Origin of the sequence: Spirosoma sp. SC4-14 (genome assembly GCF_037201965.1) — a bacterium.
Lineage (GTDB): Bacteria > Bacteroidota > Bacteroidia > Cytophagales > Spirosomataceae > Spirosoma.
Map to the genome: position 1 here is coordinate 4,305,638 of NZ_CP147518.1, position 14,698 is coordinate 4,320,335.

Annotated in this window: 13 protein-coding genes; 7 read left to right on the plus strand and 6 right to left on the minus strand. The window is 45.9% G+C overall.

The window, feature by feature from the left end; all coding sequences use genetic code 11:
- Nucleotides 1–127: 127 nt before the first annotated feature.
- Nucleotides 128–817 carry a hypothetical protein gene (locus tag WBJ53_RS17615; protein ID WP_338868467.1) on the plus strand — a complete coding sequence of 230 codons (690 nt, stop codon included), beginning with the start codon at nt 128–130 and terminating at the stop codon, nt 815–817.
- Nucleotides 818–1,064: 247 nt separating this feature from the next.
- Here the strand turns inward: WBJ53_RS17615 and WBJ53_RS17620 are convergent, their stop codons facing one another.
- The 3 genes from WBJ53_RS17620 to WBJ53_RS17630 all read right to left on the minus strand — a co-directional run bounded on the left by WBJ53_RS17620 (nt 1,065) and on the right by WBJ53_RS17630 (nt 6,203).
- Nucleotides 1,065–4,388, minus strand: a complete 3,324-nt coding sequence (locus tag WBJ53_RS17620; RefSeq protein ID WP_338868469.1) for a DNA methyltransferase — start codon at nt 4,386–4,388, stop codon at nt 1,065–1,067.
- A 9-nt stretch (nt 4,389–4,397) separates the two neighbouring features.
- Nucleotides 4,398–4,595 (minus strand): hypothetical protein, encoded by a 198-nt coding sequence (locus WBJ53_RS17625; protein ID WP_338868471.1) that lies wholly within the window; start codon nt 4,593–4,595, stop codon nt 4,398–4,400.
- Nucleotides 4,596–4,790: 195 nt separating this feature from the next.
- Nucleotides 4,791–6,203: a HEPN domain-containing protein gene (locus WBJ53_RS17630; RefSeq protein ID WP_338868473.1), complete on the minus strand. Its 1,413-nt coding sequence runs from the start codon at nt 6,201–6,203 to the stop codon at nt 4,791–4,793.
- Between the two features lie 149 nt (nt 6,204–6,352).
- On the opposite strand from WBJ53_RS17630, the gene WBJ53_RS17635 reads away from it, so the two are divergent.
- The gene (locus tag WBJ53_RS17635) at nt 6,353–8,470 is read left to right on the plus strand and encodes a P-loop NTPase fold protein (RefSeq protein WP_338868475.1); all 2,118 of its coding nucleotides are present in this window, start codon (nt 6,353–6,355) and stop codon (nt 8,468–8,470) included.
- A gap of 155 nt (nt 8,471–8,625) precedes the next feature.
- Here WBJ53_RS17635 and WBJ53_RS17640 read toward each other — a convergent pair whose 3' ends face one another.
- From WBJ53_RS17640 to WBJ53_RS17650, 3 genes are all read right to left on the minus strand, one after another.
- On the minus strand, nt 8,626–9,516 hold the full coding sequence (locus tag WBJ53_RS17640; RefSeq protein WP_338868477.1) for a DUF2971 domain-containing protein: 891 nt from the start codon (nt 9,514–9,516) through the stop codon (nt 8,626–8,628).
- Between the two features lie 210 nt (nt 9,517–9,726).
- Nucleotides 9,727–10,896 (minus strand): DUF4236 domain-containing protein, encoded by a 1,170-nt coding sequence (locus WBJ53_RS17645; RefSeq protein WP_338868479.1) that lies wholly within the window; start codon nt 10,894–10,896, stop codon nt 9,727–9,729.
- Nucleotides 10,897–10,927: 31 nt separating this feature from the next.
- On the minus strand, nt 10,928–11,392 hold the full coding sequence (locus WBJ53_RS17650; protein ID WP_338868481.1) for a tellurite resistance TerB family protein: 465 nt from the start codon (nt 11,390–11,392) through the stop codon (nt 10,928–10,930).
- 391 nt (nt 11,393–11,783) lie between these two features.
- On the opposite strand from WBJ53_RS17650, the gene WBJ53_RS17655 reads away from it, so the two are divergent.
- The 5 genes from WBJ53_RS17655 (at nt 11,784) to WBJ53_RS17675 (ending at nt 14,657) form a co-directional block, all read left to right on the plus strand.
- Nucleotides 11,784–11,990 (plus strand): helix-turn-helix transcriptional regulator, encoded by a 207-nt coding sequence (locus WBJ53_RS17655; RefSeq protein ID WP_338868483.1) that lies wholly within the window; start codon nt 11,784–11,786, stop codon nt 11,988–11,990.
- A 208-nt stretch (nt 11,991–12,198) separates the two neighbouring features.
- Nucleotides 12,199–12,693, plus strand: coding sequence for a hypothetical protein (locus tag WBJ53_RS17660; RefSeq protein ID WP_338868485.1), 495 nt, complete (start codon nt 12,199–12,201; stop codon nt 12,691–12,693).
- Nucleotides 12,686–13,333, plus strand: coding sequence for a hypothetical protein (locus tag WBJ53_RS17665; protein ID WP_338868487.1), 648 nt, complete (start codon nt 12,686–12,688; stop codon nt 13,331–13,333). The genes WBJ53_RS17660 and WBJ53_RS17665 overlap by 8 nt, the downstream gene beginning before the upstream one ends.
- 1 nt (nt 13,334) lies before the next feature.
- Entirely contained in the window at nt 13,335–14,066 is a 732-nt protein-coding gene (locus WBJ53_RS17670) for a Rha family transcriptional regulator (RefSeq protein WP_338868489.1), read from the plus strand.
- Nucleotides 14,067–14,477: 411 nt separating this feature from the next.
- Nucleotides 14,478–14,657, plus strand: coding sequence for a hypothetical protein (locus tag WBJ53_RS17675; protein ID WP_338868491.1), 180 nt, complete (start codon nt 14,478–14,480; stop codon nt 14,655–14,657).
- Nucleotides 14,658–14,698 lie beyond the last annotated feature (41 nt).

Consider the following 14,698-nt stretch of genomic DNA (forward strand, 5'->3'; position numbering starts at 1 on the left):
TTTATTTGCATACGGATTTGCATACAAAGCGATTTATATAGAGCTATTCTGGTAGTCAATTCGTCCCTGTTTACCAGCGTCAATTGATCTACGTTCACGTTATCCCCCACCCTATTCCCACTTTCGTATGGCTCGCAACAACTACGGTTTTATTCGTACTGAGTACAGTTTTACCTCCGGCTCCGGCGAACTGGCGAGTGATCGTTACATTAACGAATACAAGATTCGTATCTATCTGGATGAGGTTCGTGAGCTAGGCGAGGAAATCCGGGAAGAGGCCATCGAGATTGGGCGGGCCTCCGTAAGTCTGTTTCTGCTTGAGCTAGGAATGAATAATGAATTTCCTAGATTCGAGATATTTGACCATTCCAGTGAGTATCTGAACCTATATGAGCAGATTTTCACCGAACAGGGCGAATATATAAAGCCCATACAAGACTACTCGGAAGAAATCCACTACAACCTGCTTTATATACGTCAGTTGGAATTGCTTCCCGAATGGCGCGGAAGAGGCATTGGCCAGAAGGTACTGAAAGACATCATCTGGCGATTCGAGGGCTGCTGCGGCCTGGTTGTCCTTAACGCTTTTCCACTTCAGCTCCAGCCAGGCCTCCCCGAAAGTACGAACCTTTGGACGCAGCAGCTCCTGCTTAGCTCCCTAACGTCTAATGCGAAGGTTGCCCAGCAAAAATTGAATGCGTTTTATAAATCGGTTGGATTTAAACGCGTACCAAAATCCAACCTGCACTTTCTGAGTCGGGAAAGCGATAATCCTGAATTAGCACAAATTCGGCTCGACGAAGAGGAACAGTTATAACCCCTCTTCGGGCCTCTCCTGGTTAGCCCACCAATTGCCTACGCCTCAAAAAATTGCACTTTTCCAAGACAGCCATTTAATTCACTCATCAACTCACATTGTATACATATTGGCTCGTTTTTGATGGTGGCAATGGCAAAGCCCTATATAGTGTTTGCCATTGCCACCGTCGAAAATCACGGTAGGCTATCGATTGGCAGTTGACGAAAACGGAGCTGACGAATTGAACTAATCCCAGACCGATGCTCTAAAGGGCGTACGAGTGCTCGGGAGTTTGTCGGATCAGTGCTAGCGTGGCCAGTGTATCTAACAAGGGCTGTACTTTTTCCGGTTTGGTCCGTTGGAATAAGGCGGCTACCTGTTTTGCATTTAGCGGAACACCCGCCTGCTGAACGACATCGCGGACGGCCTGCATTTGTTGGGCCAACCCTTTCGGCCATTCCTGGCGGCTAGCGGCAGACGGGGCACCGGTTACGGCTGCGGAGGCAGGCAGGTTGATACCTAGCTGTTGTTTCGGTCCAACGCCCGGAGCCTGGTATTCGGGCCGTAGATAGCGAATATGCCCAGCGGCTTCCTCAGCGGCCCGTTCGTGATTAAGTTGCACTAAACGGGTTAACAGTTCGCTGTCGGGCAGATCGTGCGGCCATCCGTAGGCATCGGCTACGGCTGCATCAATTTGTTGATGCAAACTGAGTACTACCGATGCCAAACCTTGCTGATTAATGGTCTGCTCTTTGGCGCTAAGGGTTTCACCTTTCCGCAACTTTTCAACTACGTTGTACAGATCGGTTAGTGTTAGTGTAGGGTGGGCGTCCTGTTGTCGTTTCCGGAGAGCGTCTAACTGTTCAGCTAGTTCACGAATAGAGCTCTGCTGATATGGTGCGGCATCGGGAAATGGGAAGGGGTCAAAAGAACGAGATTTGACATAAACAGGCGTATTACCTCCTAAATCGCTACCCGTCGCCAGCGTCCATATTACATGAATCCTACTCGATAAAACTCCTAAATAGAAAGGGTCTTCTAAGGCAATAGCAACTAACTTATTGTCTGGCAAGATACTTGTATCGAGAAACTGAAAGATCCGATGTTTAGCTGTTTCAACAGTAGCAATGTAACGAGAGAGGGTACCTATCGCTGGCCTGAAATTACTCCTAGGCTCGCCAAATACCCACCAGTTATCCCGGTATGATGCTCTATTATTTTGGTCACGTTCGGGTTTTACATTGTCAAGAACATGTTGGTAAACTAGAGGGTAATTATCTAAAACTTGTTGAGCAGACAAACCAAATAAGTCGATTACGTAAACTATTCTTGGTTTATCTGTTAAATCTCTTCCATTGCGGTAAGGCCGTATGTGTCTGGATAAACCAGGAATCTTTTCCAAACCTAATTCTAGTGCTTTGCTATAAGAAATAATGAATCCTGAGCCCATAAGTTGAAAACCACGACTCGCTAATTTTTCGTTTGCCTTTAGTGGTAACGCAGTATCTACCTCTACACCTATTGTCAGATTAGCTAATATCCTTCCTTCTTTTCTTTCGAAAGAGACTTCTGCCGCATCATCACCTACAGGAACACTAGCTGTCTTTACAGTTAGTAACAGCCCCGATAGATGTGCGCCAGAACTTAAATGGGTATTTTTTTCCGCAACTGTCATAGCAATGGTTACGGCCGCGCCGTCTGCGCTTTCAACCCAAGGATGATCAGGTATGGCAAACTTCAACGTTAATGCGGGTATATCACCTTCTAAAAACGGCTGCATGACACGCCGATTGAAGGTTTGCTTTAGACTATTGGTCGTGATAAAACCGAACCGTTCGGCATATCCTTGTTTCACCTGTTCGGCTGCATTGTACCACCAGTACATGACCAAATCAGCCGAATCAGGTACTCTGTCCTTGTATGTTTTTCGTAGGGCTTCCGTATAGCCATCGCCTAATGCATCACGCATGCGGGCGGGACCAACGAACGGTGGATTACCAACGATAAAATCAGCTTGCGGCCACTCGGCGGGTCGTGGGTTGGGGTAGTCGTAGACCGTCACTCGGGCGGATTCATCAGGTATGGACTGGCCAGTCATGGGGTGAAACTTGGTCGTTATTCCATCCCACCTCGTAACAAATTGGCCACTAGCATCAATGCGCGCAACTGGCGGGCCGTGCTGCAATACGGCGTCTTGATGGTGTATGTTTTCGTATTCATCCAATAGCGGCTGCGGCAATTCGCTCATGCCGTGAGTCCGTAGATGCCACTGTAAATAGCCAATCTTTAACACTACGTCGGCAATTGCTGCCGCACGCGGGTTCAATTCCAGGCCCAACAGTTGCCTGGGCGAAATAGTCGTACCTCCGCTAAGGTTAAGCAGTGCCGTTTGTCCATACGAATTGATTGCGGCCAAGACTTCACCTTCCAGGCGCTTCAGGTGCTCGAGCGTTACGTACAAGAAGTTGCCCGAACCACAGGCAGGGTCCAAAATTTTGATGCTGGTTAACCGCCGTAGAAATCGTTCCAGTTCGGCGCGGGCGTTTTTATCTTTTCCCTCATTTAATAACTGAGCGGCCGCAGCCTGAGCCGCTGCCCATTCCCGACGCAGCGGCTCCAACACTGTCGGCAATACCAATCGTTCGACGTATCGGCGCGGGGTATAGTGAGCCCCTAAACTATGCCGTTCGCGGGGATCTAAGGCCCGTTCCAGAAGCGTGCCAAAAATAGCGGGTTCGACGGCCGTCCAATCGGCTTCAGCCGCTTTGAGAAGTAAGTCAATCTGATCGGCCGATAATGGCAATGCTCTGGCATCGTGAAAAAGCTTACCGTTGAATTTGCGTAACCTTGCCTTTAGATCGGGCGAAAAGCCGCCGGTGTCCATCGTATGCCATAGCGATTCTAAAGCCTCGGGCAGAAGTCCCCGTAATTCGGGTTGTGCGTATTGACGCAGCATTCCCGTAAACGATTCTTTCGGAATTAACCCAACGTCCTCCGAAAACATGGTAAACAGGCAACGCATCAGGAACTGTGCAACCAGATCGGGCGCATGTCCGACTTTCTCTAATTGGGTGGAGAGTTTAGCCAGGTATTCGGCCAGTTCCCGGGTCACGCGGGCCGCCCGGCGACTGGGGTCCAGTTCGCGCGGATCAGTCCAGATCTGCCGTAACATCGCCCGCGTTTCTTCTTCGGCTAGCTTCGAGAGCGGTAGCCGGTAGCGGGTCTGATCGGGAAAAGGTACGTACTGATCGCCAACCCCCGCAAAATTGCTGTAAAGATCGATACAGTACCCAACGTCGATAACCAGCACAAACAAAGGTTGAGGTTCACTGGCCGGTAAGGCCCGCACGTACCGTAATGCCTGCTGGCGGGCGGTCTGCATCATCTGCCCCCATTTGGTCGTGCCCCGTACGGCGTGACCTTGTCGACGTTTTTCCGGAGCCAATCCCAGTTCGGCGCGCTCGGCCGCCTTTTGCTGATCAGGGGTATTGGTTCCCTGTTTGGTCTCCAGCACAAAACAGCCGCGTTTATAGAGGTCAATCCGACCAATTGAAGCCCCCCCTCTTGAAATTTCCTGCTGGGAAGGCATAGTATTAGCTTAGCTAATACTATGCCTTCCCAGCAGGAAATTCACGGCCCGTTCGAAGACGTACGAATCCTGAGCGGGCTTGTCGGTCGTTGGGTCAGGATGAGGTACGCCAATGAGATCACAAAGGTCCTGTAGAAACAGACTATAATTAGCCCGTTCGGCCCCGCCGGAGGGCTTCCAGCGGGCTTCAAAGTCGGTGTAGCGCATAGTGAAGGAAAACGGTCGATAAGCCGCTTAGGCTAGTAAAGCTGAATGGGCATGATTTATAATAGGATCAGAATTCGCTTCGAAAGGCGAATAAACAGGGACCGTACGCAAAACATGATACTGAATCAGCCAAGTACTATTAAGCATATTTCCCAAATCTGAAAGGCTTCATTGATTTAAGTAATCACTTTTTGACTACTCACGTAGCAAATGTGACCACCTTTGTGACGTTTGAAGCCACTTCTCCCAAAAATCTGTTTCTGGTACAATCTCGAGCAACACACTTATAAATAGTAGAGCTAAAGCTTTTTCACTTAACCAGTATAGATCTTTTGCCGGTAATGCCTTCCCCTTTAAACTTTCATCGTAGTGCGTTAAGTAATTTCGGTTATTCTTAACATCCTTAATAAATGTTTCCTTGTCGCCGAGTAAGGCATTTAGAGCTTGTACCCCTGGATCATCAATCAATTCACGAAGACGTTTAGCCAGCGTAGGTTCGTTGCCGAACACCAGCTTCTCTTTGATAAACGCTCTATATTCTTCATTTTGAACCTGCTCTAAAATCTCATTTTTCATTGCCGAGTAAGCCGCTTTGTCCATCTGATGATTATTCTTCCGCTTCCTATGGTACGATTCGAGCGCTTGAACAATATCCTTAAAATGAAACTCACTAAAGCTGTTTTCCCTAGCCATGTTTTCGGCCAAAATCTGGATTATAATCGATAACTCAGGGTATAAGCCAAACCACTTTGTAAAAAGTGATGGCATATGAAGGCCTAAAGATGGATAAGTAAGATTAAATTTATCGGGACTATACGGTTCCGTAAAGGGCGAGTCTGTAATTCGCAAATAGGCGTCAATGGGAATGTCGACCCTACCCCTGTGTTGACTAATGTAATGGTGATCCGGATGATAAAAGTTAACTTTTTCCATTCGGCAAGGTTTACCTGTATTGATAGTTAGCCAGTGAATAAATTGTTTATTATAACCTAGCAGCGCATCATAAGGCAGTTCTTTTGAATTATGTGTCTCAATGACCAGTTGAGCGCCGTGCTTGAAGTTAATCGTTGATGAGTAAGAAGTAGCTGCCGAGTAGCTATAGGTGAATTGAATACGCCCTTTCACCTCATCATTGATAGCGAAATCAATCGCATCAGGCTTTTCAAAGTGGATATCCAACGGTGACCGTAGATCCCTCAATACCTTTTTTGAAAGTCCCGACTGATTTAACCATTCGAATAAGTTGCTGACTTCGGCAATACACTTTGTAAATAGCAGCCCCGCTATATCTGTTTTCTGTATTCCTAAAAACGCAGTATTTACGCGCCAAGTAGACGTTAATGTACCTGTCTCAGAAGCAAAATTTTGATTAGTTGCGAAACAATTACATAAAGTGATTTGTCCCCCGTTTGGGGTTTCTCCAAGTATAATATCGACATCATCGGGAATTGTCATAAAAGAGCCGAAGTCACTTCTTCCGTTGTGGACGGCAGATCCCAGCGTTAATATGATTCCTTCTTGAGGGGTATAGCTCAACGTGCCAGTTGCCTTTTGAGGCTGGTCGATATTCAGGTACCATAATCCGCTGATCTCGAATGCTTCTTTCATGACAAGTAGTGTGTTATGGGAAAAGACTTATAAAGAAAATTGCTTGACAGATTCATTTATAAAATGGCATAAACAGAATGTTTAAGCTATAAGGGACGACATACTACTGTTTGTTGTAGCTCGTAGCTTAAAGCTTTTTCTGATCTCAAATGGAACTTGATAAACCCGTTGCTGATCATTCCAGTGATCGCTTTCAGCGTTACAATTTCGCAAAACGAATCGCTCAAACGATTCTCGCCCGTCCCCAGAAGGACTCACTCACGATAGGCTTATATGGTAAATGGGGTGAAGGCAAAACGTCTGTTATTGAATTCATCAGCCGAGAACTAGAGCATAAAGCAGTAATAATCCGCTTTAACCCCTGGCAGTTTGCAGGGGAACGAGTTCTTATTATGGCATTCTTTGAGCAGCTTGCGGAGGCCGTCAATATTCAGCTACTTTCAAAAGGAGACAAACTAGCCCAAACGATAAGAACCTACGGCGGTCTGGCCACTTTAGGCAAGTTCATCCCAAAGGAAGCAGTAGAGTCTTTTGCTAGTTTTTTCTCCAAAACATCTTTATCTGGTCACCACAAGAAAATATCTGAAGCACTTGGTAAATCAGCAAAACCAATCGTAATCTTCATTGATGATATCGATCGTTTAGAATCTACAGAAATTCAAGCCGTTTTTAAACTGGTTAAGATTGTAGCTGATTTCCCTAATATCGTCTATCTCTTAGCCTTTGATCCTGACCGAGTAATCGATGCATTACGGGGAACTTTTGGTGACGGCCAAGCATATCTGGAGAAGATCATTCAGGTACCGCTAACGCTTCCCAAGGCGCAACCCGCTGCACTGCGTAAGTACACCTATGATCTTATTGCCCAGGCAGTCAACCAGCCAGAGCTATCGATTTCAGAGGATGAATTAAATTTTTTTCGGATAAATTTCGAGGAACATCTTGCGGATTATATTGTAACTCCCCGTGATCCTGCCCGCATTAGTAATGCTATTCGATTTTCCCTACCAATGTTGAGCCAGGAAGCTCATATCGGTGATCTGATGTTATTGGAGGCTATCAAAGTTTTATATCCTACACTCTACCAATCGATTCGGAATAATCCCCAAACCTATTTACGAGCCTATGATTTGTTAGGATCTACTCGAGACTTTAATAAAACGGCGGAAGATAAGAAAAAGGCGATAGCTGATATAGACTCCCATTTGGATTATTTACCTGCTACCGCCCGTCAAAACCTGCAGAAGCTAGTACAAAAACTGTTCCCTCAGTTAGATGGCTTATACAGGAACATAAGTTATGGCGACGATTCTAGGTATAAAAAGTGGCATCAACAGAAGCGGTTATGCTCATATGCATACTTTGAGCGCTATTTCACTTATGCTGTTATTGAAGGTCAGATTTCAGATATAGTGTTTGAAACACTGCTTTCCCAAATAGAATTACAACCATTAGATAGTGCGGTCGCCTTTTACGAACGAGAATTAGGAAACATTGACCCGCATGACTTTATTCTTAAGCTACGGTTTTTCGAAGGCAGCTTCACAGAGCATCAGGCAAAGCAATTGGCTTATTTGTTATGCCGACTTAGCCGCCATTTTTTTATTAATGACGACATTATGTTCAGCCTTGCCGATCAAACAGCCGGTCAAATAGAAAAGTACATTTCTTTACAACCCAAGGAAGATCAGGTAATTCTTGGAAAGAATCTCATTGAAACCATTAACCCCTTGCCATTTGCTTTACCCTTTCAAGCTGCTTTAAGACGGAGCAACATTAGAAATAATGATGATACGCTGTTAAGCGATGAGGTTATCAATTCTATTGAGCAGACTCTCTTTGATCGTTTATTAACTGAAATAGAACCTCTTACCTTTTTTACCGATTTTATTCAGAGCGACTTACGAATACTGTTTCAGTCATGGGCAAAGAATAAACAGGCAACTGCTACGTTACGCGAACGAACAATAAAACTCCTAGATGCTGACGCTGGGTTTAGTTTGATACTGCTCAGAATTATGGCACCCTCTGTATTCATTGTCAATTTAGGCCAAACCTATAAGTCCGAAATAAGGGAAGAGGATTTTAGTATATTGCAGACTATTACTGACGGCTATAAACTGTATCAAGCAACCATTGATCAATACGGCCAGCAGTCCTATTCACCTAAAGAATACAAGCCAGGCTACTCTAAACTGTCTGATATGGAGATTGTTGGCCAATACCAACAGATGTTCGGAGAATTTATGCAATCTCTTAATAGTTAAGCACAATGAATGGAGATTCCATTGCCACAGACTGAAGTAGAAGCGGTGGCCAGTCTTTTGTAATTTTATAGAAATGGAAATCAAGCCGTTGTAATTCACGTAGGGTTTTGAACCTTTAGATTTATTAAATGGATTCGACAGGTCAGGTTTCCTTATTATTTGTAATTCTCAATGTTTACCATGCCTAAAGAGCTAGGAGAAGCCACTTTGAATTCTATCTGAAGTCCTTGAGTTGAGCAAGCTGAAAAAATTTCTGCTTTTGACTCTTCGCTCATTTGATTACCAAAGATTACTTCTTTATAACAATGCTTGGGTACTATAAAAGTACGATCCTCTTTAGTAATTGCCCTGTTATGGGCATCTTTTATTGATTTCACAAATCTATATTCTTTTTCATGCTTCCATTCTCTATATTTTGTAGTAAGTAAACGTAATATAAACAAAGGTAGCTCTTTATATTTTTGCTGAATTTCCCATATATACTCCAAGCCAGGAAAGTCTTTATCTACATATGTCACATCTCCTCCTAATATCCCGGCCCAAGGCAATAACTCTAAACAATCACGCATAGAAATACCGACACAAAAGCCTTTAAAGTCTGCAGCATATCCTTTCCACATCGGTTCTTCCGTCGCGGATTTACAAAAGCAAAAGACTCCATGATGCTGATTAAATAACTCATAAAATTGATTCTTTCTAGCCTGTTGTTTATCTGGTGTGCTAAATCGCTCTTCATATAGATATTTGGCAACAGATTTTAACTGTGCATCACTAAGTGTACTCCCTGCCAATCTACTTTGATAAAGATAGTTTTTTTCTAATGTTTCGGGGCTAAAGTCGAAAACTACAGGATAACGACAATCATCTGGATCCTCAAAATCTGTTAAAGGTGCAGAGAAATATAATTCTTGCTTGGTCAATATTTCAGGGTGGAACGATTTTTCCCATATTCTATACTTATAGCACATTTCTGGTAAAAATGTCTTTAGTATCTCTAAATCGTCAGTTTCGCCTGACTCAGTGTGAAAATCGTCCCAGGACTTCATAAATGCGGATTATGATAATTTAAAATAAAAATTTACCTCAGCAATTTTCTAACCCATCCACAAATTCTGGCTGTATGTATCCGTTAGCCTGCCAGAAATATTAATGATTAGCGCGTTGAATAATTGATTTGTTACGATTCACTAGTGGTTAGATTGGCTCTCTATAGCTTACCACTTATGTCAAAGAAGGTCTTTAACCTATACAAATAACTAGGCTTCACTATACCGTTTTAGCTTAGCTAAAATCTTCTGGTATTCCACAAACGAAATATAGAAATCCCGGCAAGCATCATGGTTGCTGAACTGAAATCCTTCATGCAGACCGCTATTTGTTTTAAATTCTAACTCCCCATACAACGTGACCGGAATTTGATAGTTGTCTTTGAATCGTCGGTCAGGCTGGCCGTTCTTATTAACTTTTGCCCAGGTATGACTTACCACTTTACTGTCAGCAGGTACTCCTTCTTCCTCCACAAATTGAACGCTGGAGAAACCAAGCTTTAATTCGTGATAACCAATGATAGCAAATTCCCTGATTGAACTGAACATGATAATAAAATCAGGGTAGATGTAAATATCGGCTCCGTTCTGGTTGTGAAAGTGAAAAGCGGGATAGGTACAGCTAATTTCATCGAGGTTTTTTAAGTCAACCTGTGTTATTGTCCGCTTTACACTGGTGGAAGCAGCAGAACGAGTAACGACTCTATCTTGGTAATAGGATCCGGTTATGTCCCAAATTTTCTTCGACTGGGCAAGGGCATTGAATAGATTAGCCGTTCGTAGGTAATTGAATTTAATATCCCCTTCAAGCTCGATTTCCAAATTCATCAGGCTACCCTCTACTCCGGATGCCAGCGCCTTCAGGGTTTCCTGCTGAGTTTCAATATCTGTTTTGAGCTCCTCAATTATGGACTTCTTAAATAGATTAAGCAATACGATTCGGCTCAGTAAGAGCTTCATCTTGGTTGTACCCAACGCTCTTTGCACTTTAGGAATTTCAGTACCCAGTTCCTGACGCTGCTGGTGAGCTAACAAAATGGTTTCCTTTATACCCGCCATATCCTGACTGGTTACCTCTTGGATATCCAACGTTAAGATATTATCCAGATGGCTTGGCAAATAAAAGCCATGCGGCACCTCTGGCAATCTGGGTTGTTCCGGAGCCGGTAATGATGCGGGTTGCTGTGAGGGCCTGGCCCCACCAAGTTTTTCTCGGTATGATAGGCCCGTGCCGGGTATCCCTACGTTCAAATAGGTGCCTCGACTGGAAACGTTTAAGCTGGCCCCCCTTACTCCGATAGTCGTGCTTATGCCCCTACTGCTTAAGTTAATCCGAACACCTGGTATTATTTTGATGCGCTTACTGTATCGCCAAGCCATTGTGTGAATAGAATTACAGAGTGGTAGAGGATTATAAAACGGTAGAGTTCTTTATCAGTAGCACTTCGATAATTTGTCTGGCCAGGGTTTCATCCACCTGTAAACCGGCCTGCAAATCTTCCAACAGCTTTTGCTCTGCGGCATCAACCACGCCATCAGCAAGGACAAAATCAACGGCAGTCGCAAACAGTTGAGGCTTCCGATTCTCACTAATCATCGGCATGGCCAGCGCAACGATGGAAGCGATGTCTTTTACCTGCATATAATAGGTAAGAAATTTCCGGTAAATATCGACGATCGGTAAGAAACGGAAAGCCGGACGTGTCACCAGATAGCGACTAAAGGCATCTATTTCTTCTTCACTGGCTTCGCCATCGGCATATAAGCAGCAAAAGAGAATGCCGATAAAGGCTTCGTCTTCATTATAAATTTGAACTGGAGGTACTGTAGGTTTGGCACTTGGCGTTTGCGAAAATAATCGGTCAAAGAGTCCCATATTCGTTTGATAAATGATAACACTACTGATTATAAGAGCTGAGATTAGCCGCGTCAGCGATTTTAGTAGTTAATCGGTGATAAGCAGAAAAGGTGAATGAAGGAATAGGAATTATCTTTTCTGCCCACCTGACAAGTTCGTTGTCTTTATAGATAAGCAGCCGGAAAACCTTTGAATCAACACCTATTGCACCCATTGTCACTAATCAGACATCTTATGAAAGCAGTCTGGTTGGCTTTTATAAGCCGGGAAAAATACGGTATTTCAAGAGGGTGTTTTTCCCGGTCGAATCACTTCAGCAGTTATCTACGGGTAAGCCGATAACTTACTTTAGAAAAGTAGGTAGCCTGTAATCCTCTAAAGTCTATATTTACAGCGAATAAAAAACACTATGTCAGAAATCACGGAACAAGTTGGCCAGTTGATAAGAGAAGCTCGTCAGAAAAAAGGACTTAGCCAACTGGAACTAGCGGAATTACTAGGGATTACTAAGGGGGCTGTTAGCGGTTACGAAACAGGCAAGCAAAATCTAACTGTTGGCACCTTGCATAAGATAGCATTGGCCTTAGATATGCCATTGAAGATAACTCTTGGCTAGAGCATATTTTTTTAATCAACAGGTATAGATATATCTGTACTTTTTCGTATTATTGTACTGTTAATCAGGATTAGAAAAGGCGATATAGTACCGAGGAGGTTGCCCGCTGGACTGTATAATACTGATTCGAGTCTATAAAAAAGCCCCAACGCTTCGGCCTAGGAAACTTTAGCGAGGGGCATGTATAACACAAAACCGTCAAAATTTTATGTCTACGGAGCAAAGCTACGTGGGTAGGGGCTTTATTGCAAACCCTGCTACACCAGCGGCCCAAAACAAGGCCTCAATCACTCCCAAGGCTGACCATCGGCAGTGTCAGCCATTACCACAGGCTCATACCACAATTGAGCCAACCGGTTGCCCGGAAAGCTGGCGCCCCCTGCCCAATTACAAAGAGCGCTACGAGCTCTCCAGCCTGGGCCAACTCCGCGATCAACACACCGGCCAACTGATCCCCATCCGGCTCCATCCCGATGGCTACGCCTGCTTTGCCTTACCAAAGATCGGTAAGCGTAAAGCCGTTTGTTTGAGCGTCCATTGGGCCGTCGCGCTCACCTTCCTACCCAACCCCCAGGGCATGCCCTTCGTCTGGCACAAAGACGGCAATCGGCTCAACAACCAAGTGTGCAATTTGACTTGGGGGTCGCTACCACTCACGGTTTATTACAATCCTTCACCTTCACTGCCTCCCCGCCATGCCTAATCAACTCAACACGACCCTTTCTACAGTGGCACCAACAGCGGCCGCTGCGGCTCCTACGCTGACGGCCGAGGAGTTCATCAGTCAACACGCCGACTTGATGGGACTGCCACCGGCCGAATTAGCCCAGCAACTCACCCAGCGGCTCCAGGTTCAACCCGTTCACTACGCTACGGTGCTTGACAGCATTGCCCTGCTGCGGGCCTTCACGCCAGCGGCCGAGGCCTGTTCTGCTGCTAACTATGCGATCCTGTTTCGGGGCTGGACCATCATCGGAGTAGCTTACCTGCCCAATGATGCCCATACGCCTGCTCATGCCGTGGCTACCTACGAAAGCGATAACCGCAATTTGATGCGGCACATTTTACAACTCGATGCCGACAAGGTACTGCTGGCCACCCGCCTATTGGAGGAGGAGGCAATCGACGATCGCTGGTTTGATGAGGTGAAAGCTATTCGACTAACGGCCATGTGGTACGGCTACGAGCATCTGGACTGGCTGATGCTGCTACCCGATGAAAACATCAGTTATGTACTGGAGACGATGGGTGAGGAATGGCTCGACGGCGGAGTGACGTATGAGGAGTTGACCGGGCATTATGTTGATTTTTCTGGAAACGTTCCCCCTTCGGCTACTTACTAAGATGGAACCTACCCCTAATTCTCATCTGATACCGGTTCACACGTCGGGAGAGACGTTAACCGTAAGCAGCGTTGATTTTGCCAATGGGTTAGGCATCCATCATAAGAACTTGCTTAATTCCATTCGTACTCATCAACGAGCCATTGAAGCCAACTTTGGCAGGGTCGCGTTTGAAACGCAACCCTTGGCAACTGGAGGAGGAGTACAGAACCATGTAGTTGCCTATCTCACCGAAGACCAGGCTTTATTTATTGGCACGCTGAGCCGCAACTCCAAACGGGTCGTCGAATTCAAAGCGACGCTGGTCAAATCGTTTGCCGAGGCCCGTCGCCGATTACGGGAGGCAAGCCAGGCAATGCTACCTGCTGATTATATACGTCAGCAAGAACAGCGCCTTGCCGATCTGGAGCAGCAACTCAAACAGGTGCTCGATGCCCAGCAGCAGGCCGCCCGCTTGCTGCTCGACGTGCCCCGCTCCACCGAGCCGCTACCCGTCGAAACAACCCGTATCAAGATTCAACGCATTGTCAATGGCTACTGCCGGGTCAACAACCTCAAACAGCAGGACATCTGGCGACGGGTCTACGACCGACTTTTTTACCTCTATCGGGTAAATATCCGGGCCCATAAGCGATCGGATCGGGAAAGTTGGCTGGACGTGGCCGAACGCAGCGGCCACCTGGAGAAGATCTACGCCATTGTGAGCGCTGAGCTTACCTACCGGGAGGAGTAGCCAACACTCATAGCCTCGTACCCTGCCTGATGGACGGCTTTGCCAGTCAGGCAGGGAGACTATAAGCCATTTCCTGATAGCGCTGCCAGACTATAAGTGAATTCCTGATAGTACCCGCTGCCCCTATAGGGGAATTCCTTATAGTCCTGGCTGGGCTATCCGTCAATTCCTTATAGTGTCTGATGGGCAATGCTTTACGGAAAATCTCAAGTCGAAAACAGCCGATAACCCTCCATTTTATGATCGATCATGCCACACGCCAGCGGCTAGCGGCCGGTCTCTGGTTCTTACTGGCGGCTATGACGGTACAACTAGCCGCCGTCCATCGGTCGCCAAAAGCTTACCCCAATCTCAATTTTTCAACCAACCGGGCCGGATTATTCCGGTCCTTAAAACCCCCAGTTTATGCCAATGGAAAACCAACACGCATCCGATCCAATCAGTCCGTTCGAATTAAACCAGCGCCAGCTAGCCGCCTGGCAGGAGCTAAAGCAGCAGCTAGTGGCGGCTAATCCGGATGATTCGCGGATCGGCTACTGTGACCGGCGCATTGCCAATATTGAGGCTGAAATCGTTCGGCTGGGTGAGTAAGCCGTAGCTTGTCGGCCCAGGGGCGGTAAGGTATAATGCCG

Bases quoted from the DNA above. Each gene is read 5' to 3' on its own strand.
- WBJ53_RS17620 (WP_338868469.1), bottom strand. From the start codon at position 4,388: ATGCCTTCCCAGCAGGAAATTTCAAGAGGGGGGGCTTCAATTGGTCGG.
- WBJ53_RS17635 (WP_338868475.1), top strand. From the start codon at position 6,353: ATGGAACTTGATAAACCCGTTGCTGATCATTCCAGTGATCGCTTTCAG.
- WBJ53_RS17615 (WP_338868467.1), top strand. From the start codon at position 128: ATGGCTCGCAACAACTACGGTTTTATTCGTACTGAGTACAGTTTTACC.
- WBJ53_RS17650 (WP_338868481.1), bottom strand. From the start codon at position 11,392: ATGGGACTCTTTGACCGATTATTTTCGCAAACGCCAAGTGCCAAACCT.
- WBJ53_RS17630 (WP_338868473.1), bottom strand. From the start codon at position 6,203: ATGAAAGAAGCATTCGAGATCAGCGGATTATGGTACCTGAATATCGAC.
- WBJ53_RS17655 (WP_338868483.1), top strand. From the start codon at position 11,784: ATGTCAGAAATCACGGAACAAGTTGGCCAGTTGATAAGAGAAGCTCGT.
- WBJ53_RS17670 (WP_338868489.1), top strand. From the start codon at position 13,335: ATGGAACCTACCCCTAATTCTCATCTGATACCGGTTCACACGTCGGGA.
- WBJ53_RS17640 (WP_338868477.1), bottom strand. From the start codon at position 9,516: ATGAAGTCCTGGGACGATTTTCACACTGAGTCAGGCGAAACTGACGAT.
- WBJ53_RS17675 (WP_338868491.1), top strand. From the start codon at position 14,478: ATGGAAAACCAACACGCATCCGATCCAATCAGTCCGTTCGAATTAAAC.
- WBJ53_RS17645 (WP_338868479.1), bottom strand. From the start codon at position 10,896: ATGGCTTGGCGATACAGTAAGCGCATCAAAATAATACCAGGTGTTCGG.
- WBJ53_RS17625 (WP_338868471.1), bottom strand. From the start codon at position 4,595: ATGCGCTACACCGACTTTGAAGCCCGCTGGAAGCCCTCCGGCGGGGCC.
- WBJ53_RS17660 (WP_338868485.1), top strand. From the start codon at position 12,199: ATGTCTACGGAGCAAAGCTACGTGGGTAGGGGCTTTATTGCAAACCCT.
- WBJ53_RS17665 (WP_338868487.1), top strand. From the start codon at position 12,686: ATGCCTAATCAACTCAACACGACCCTTTCTACAGTGGCACCAACAGCG.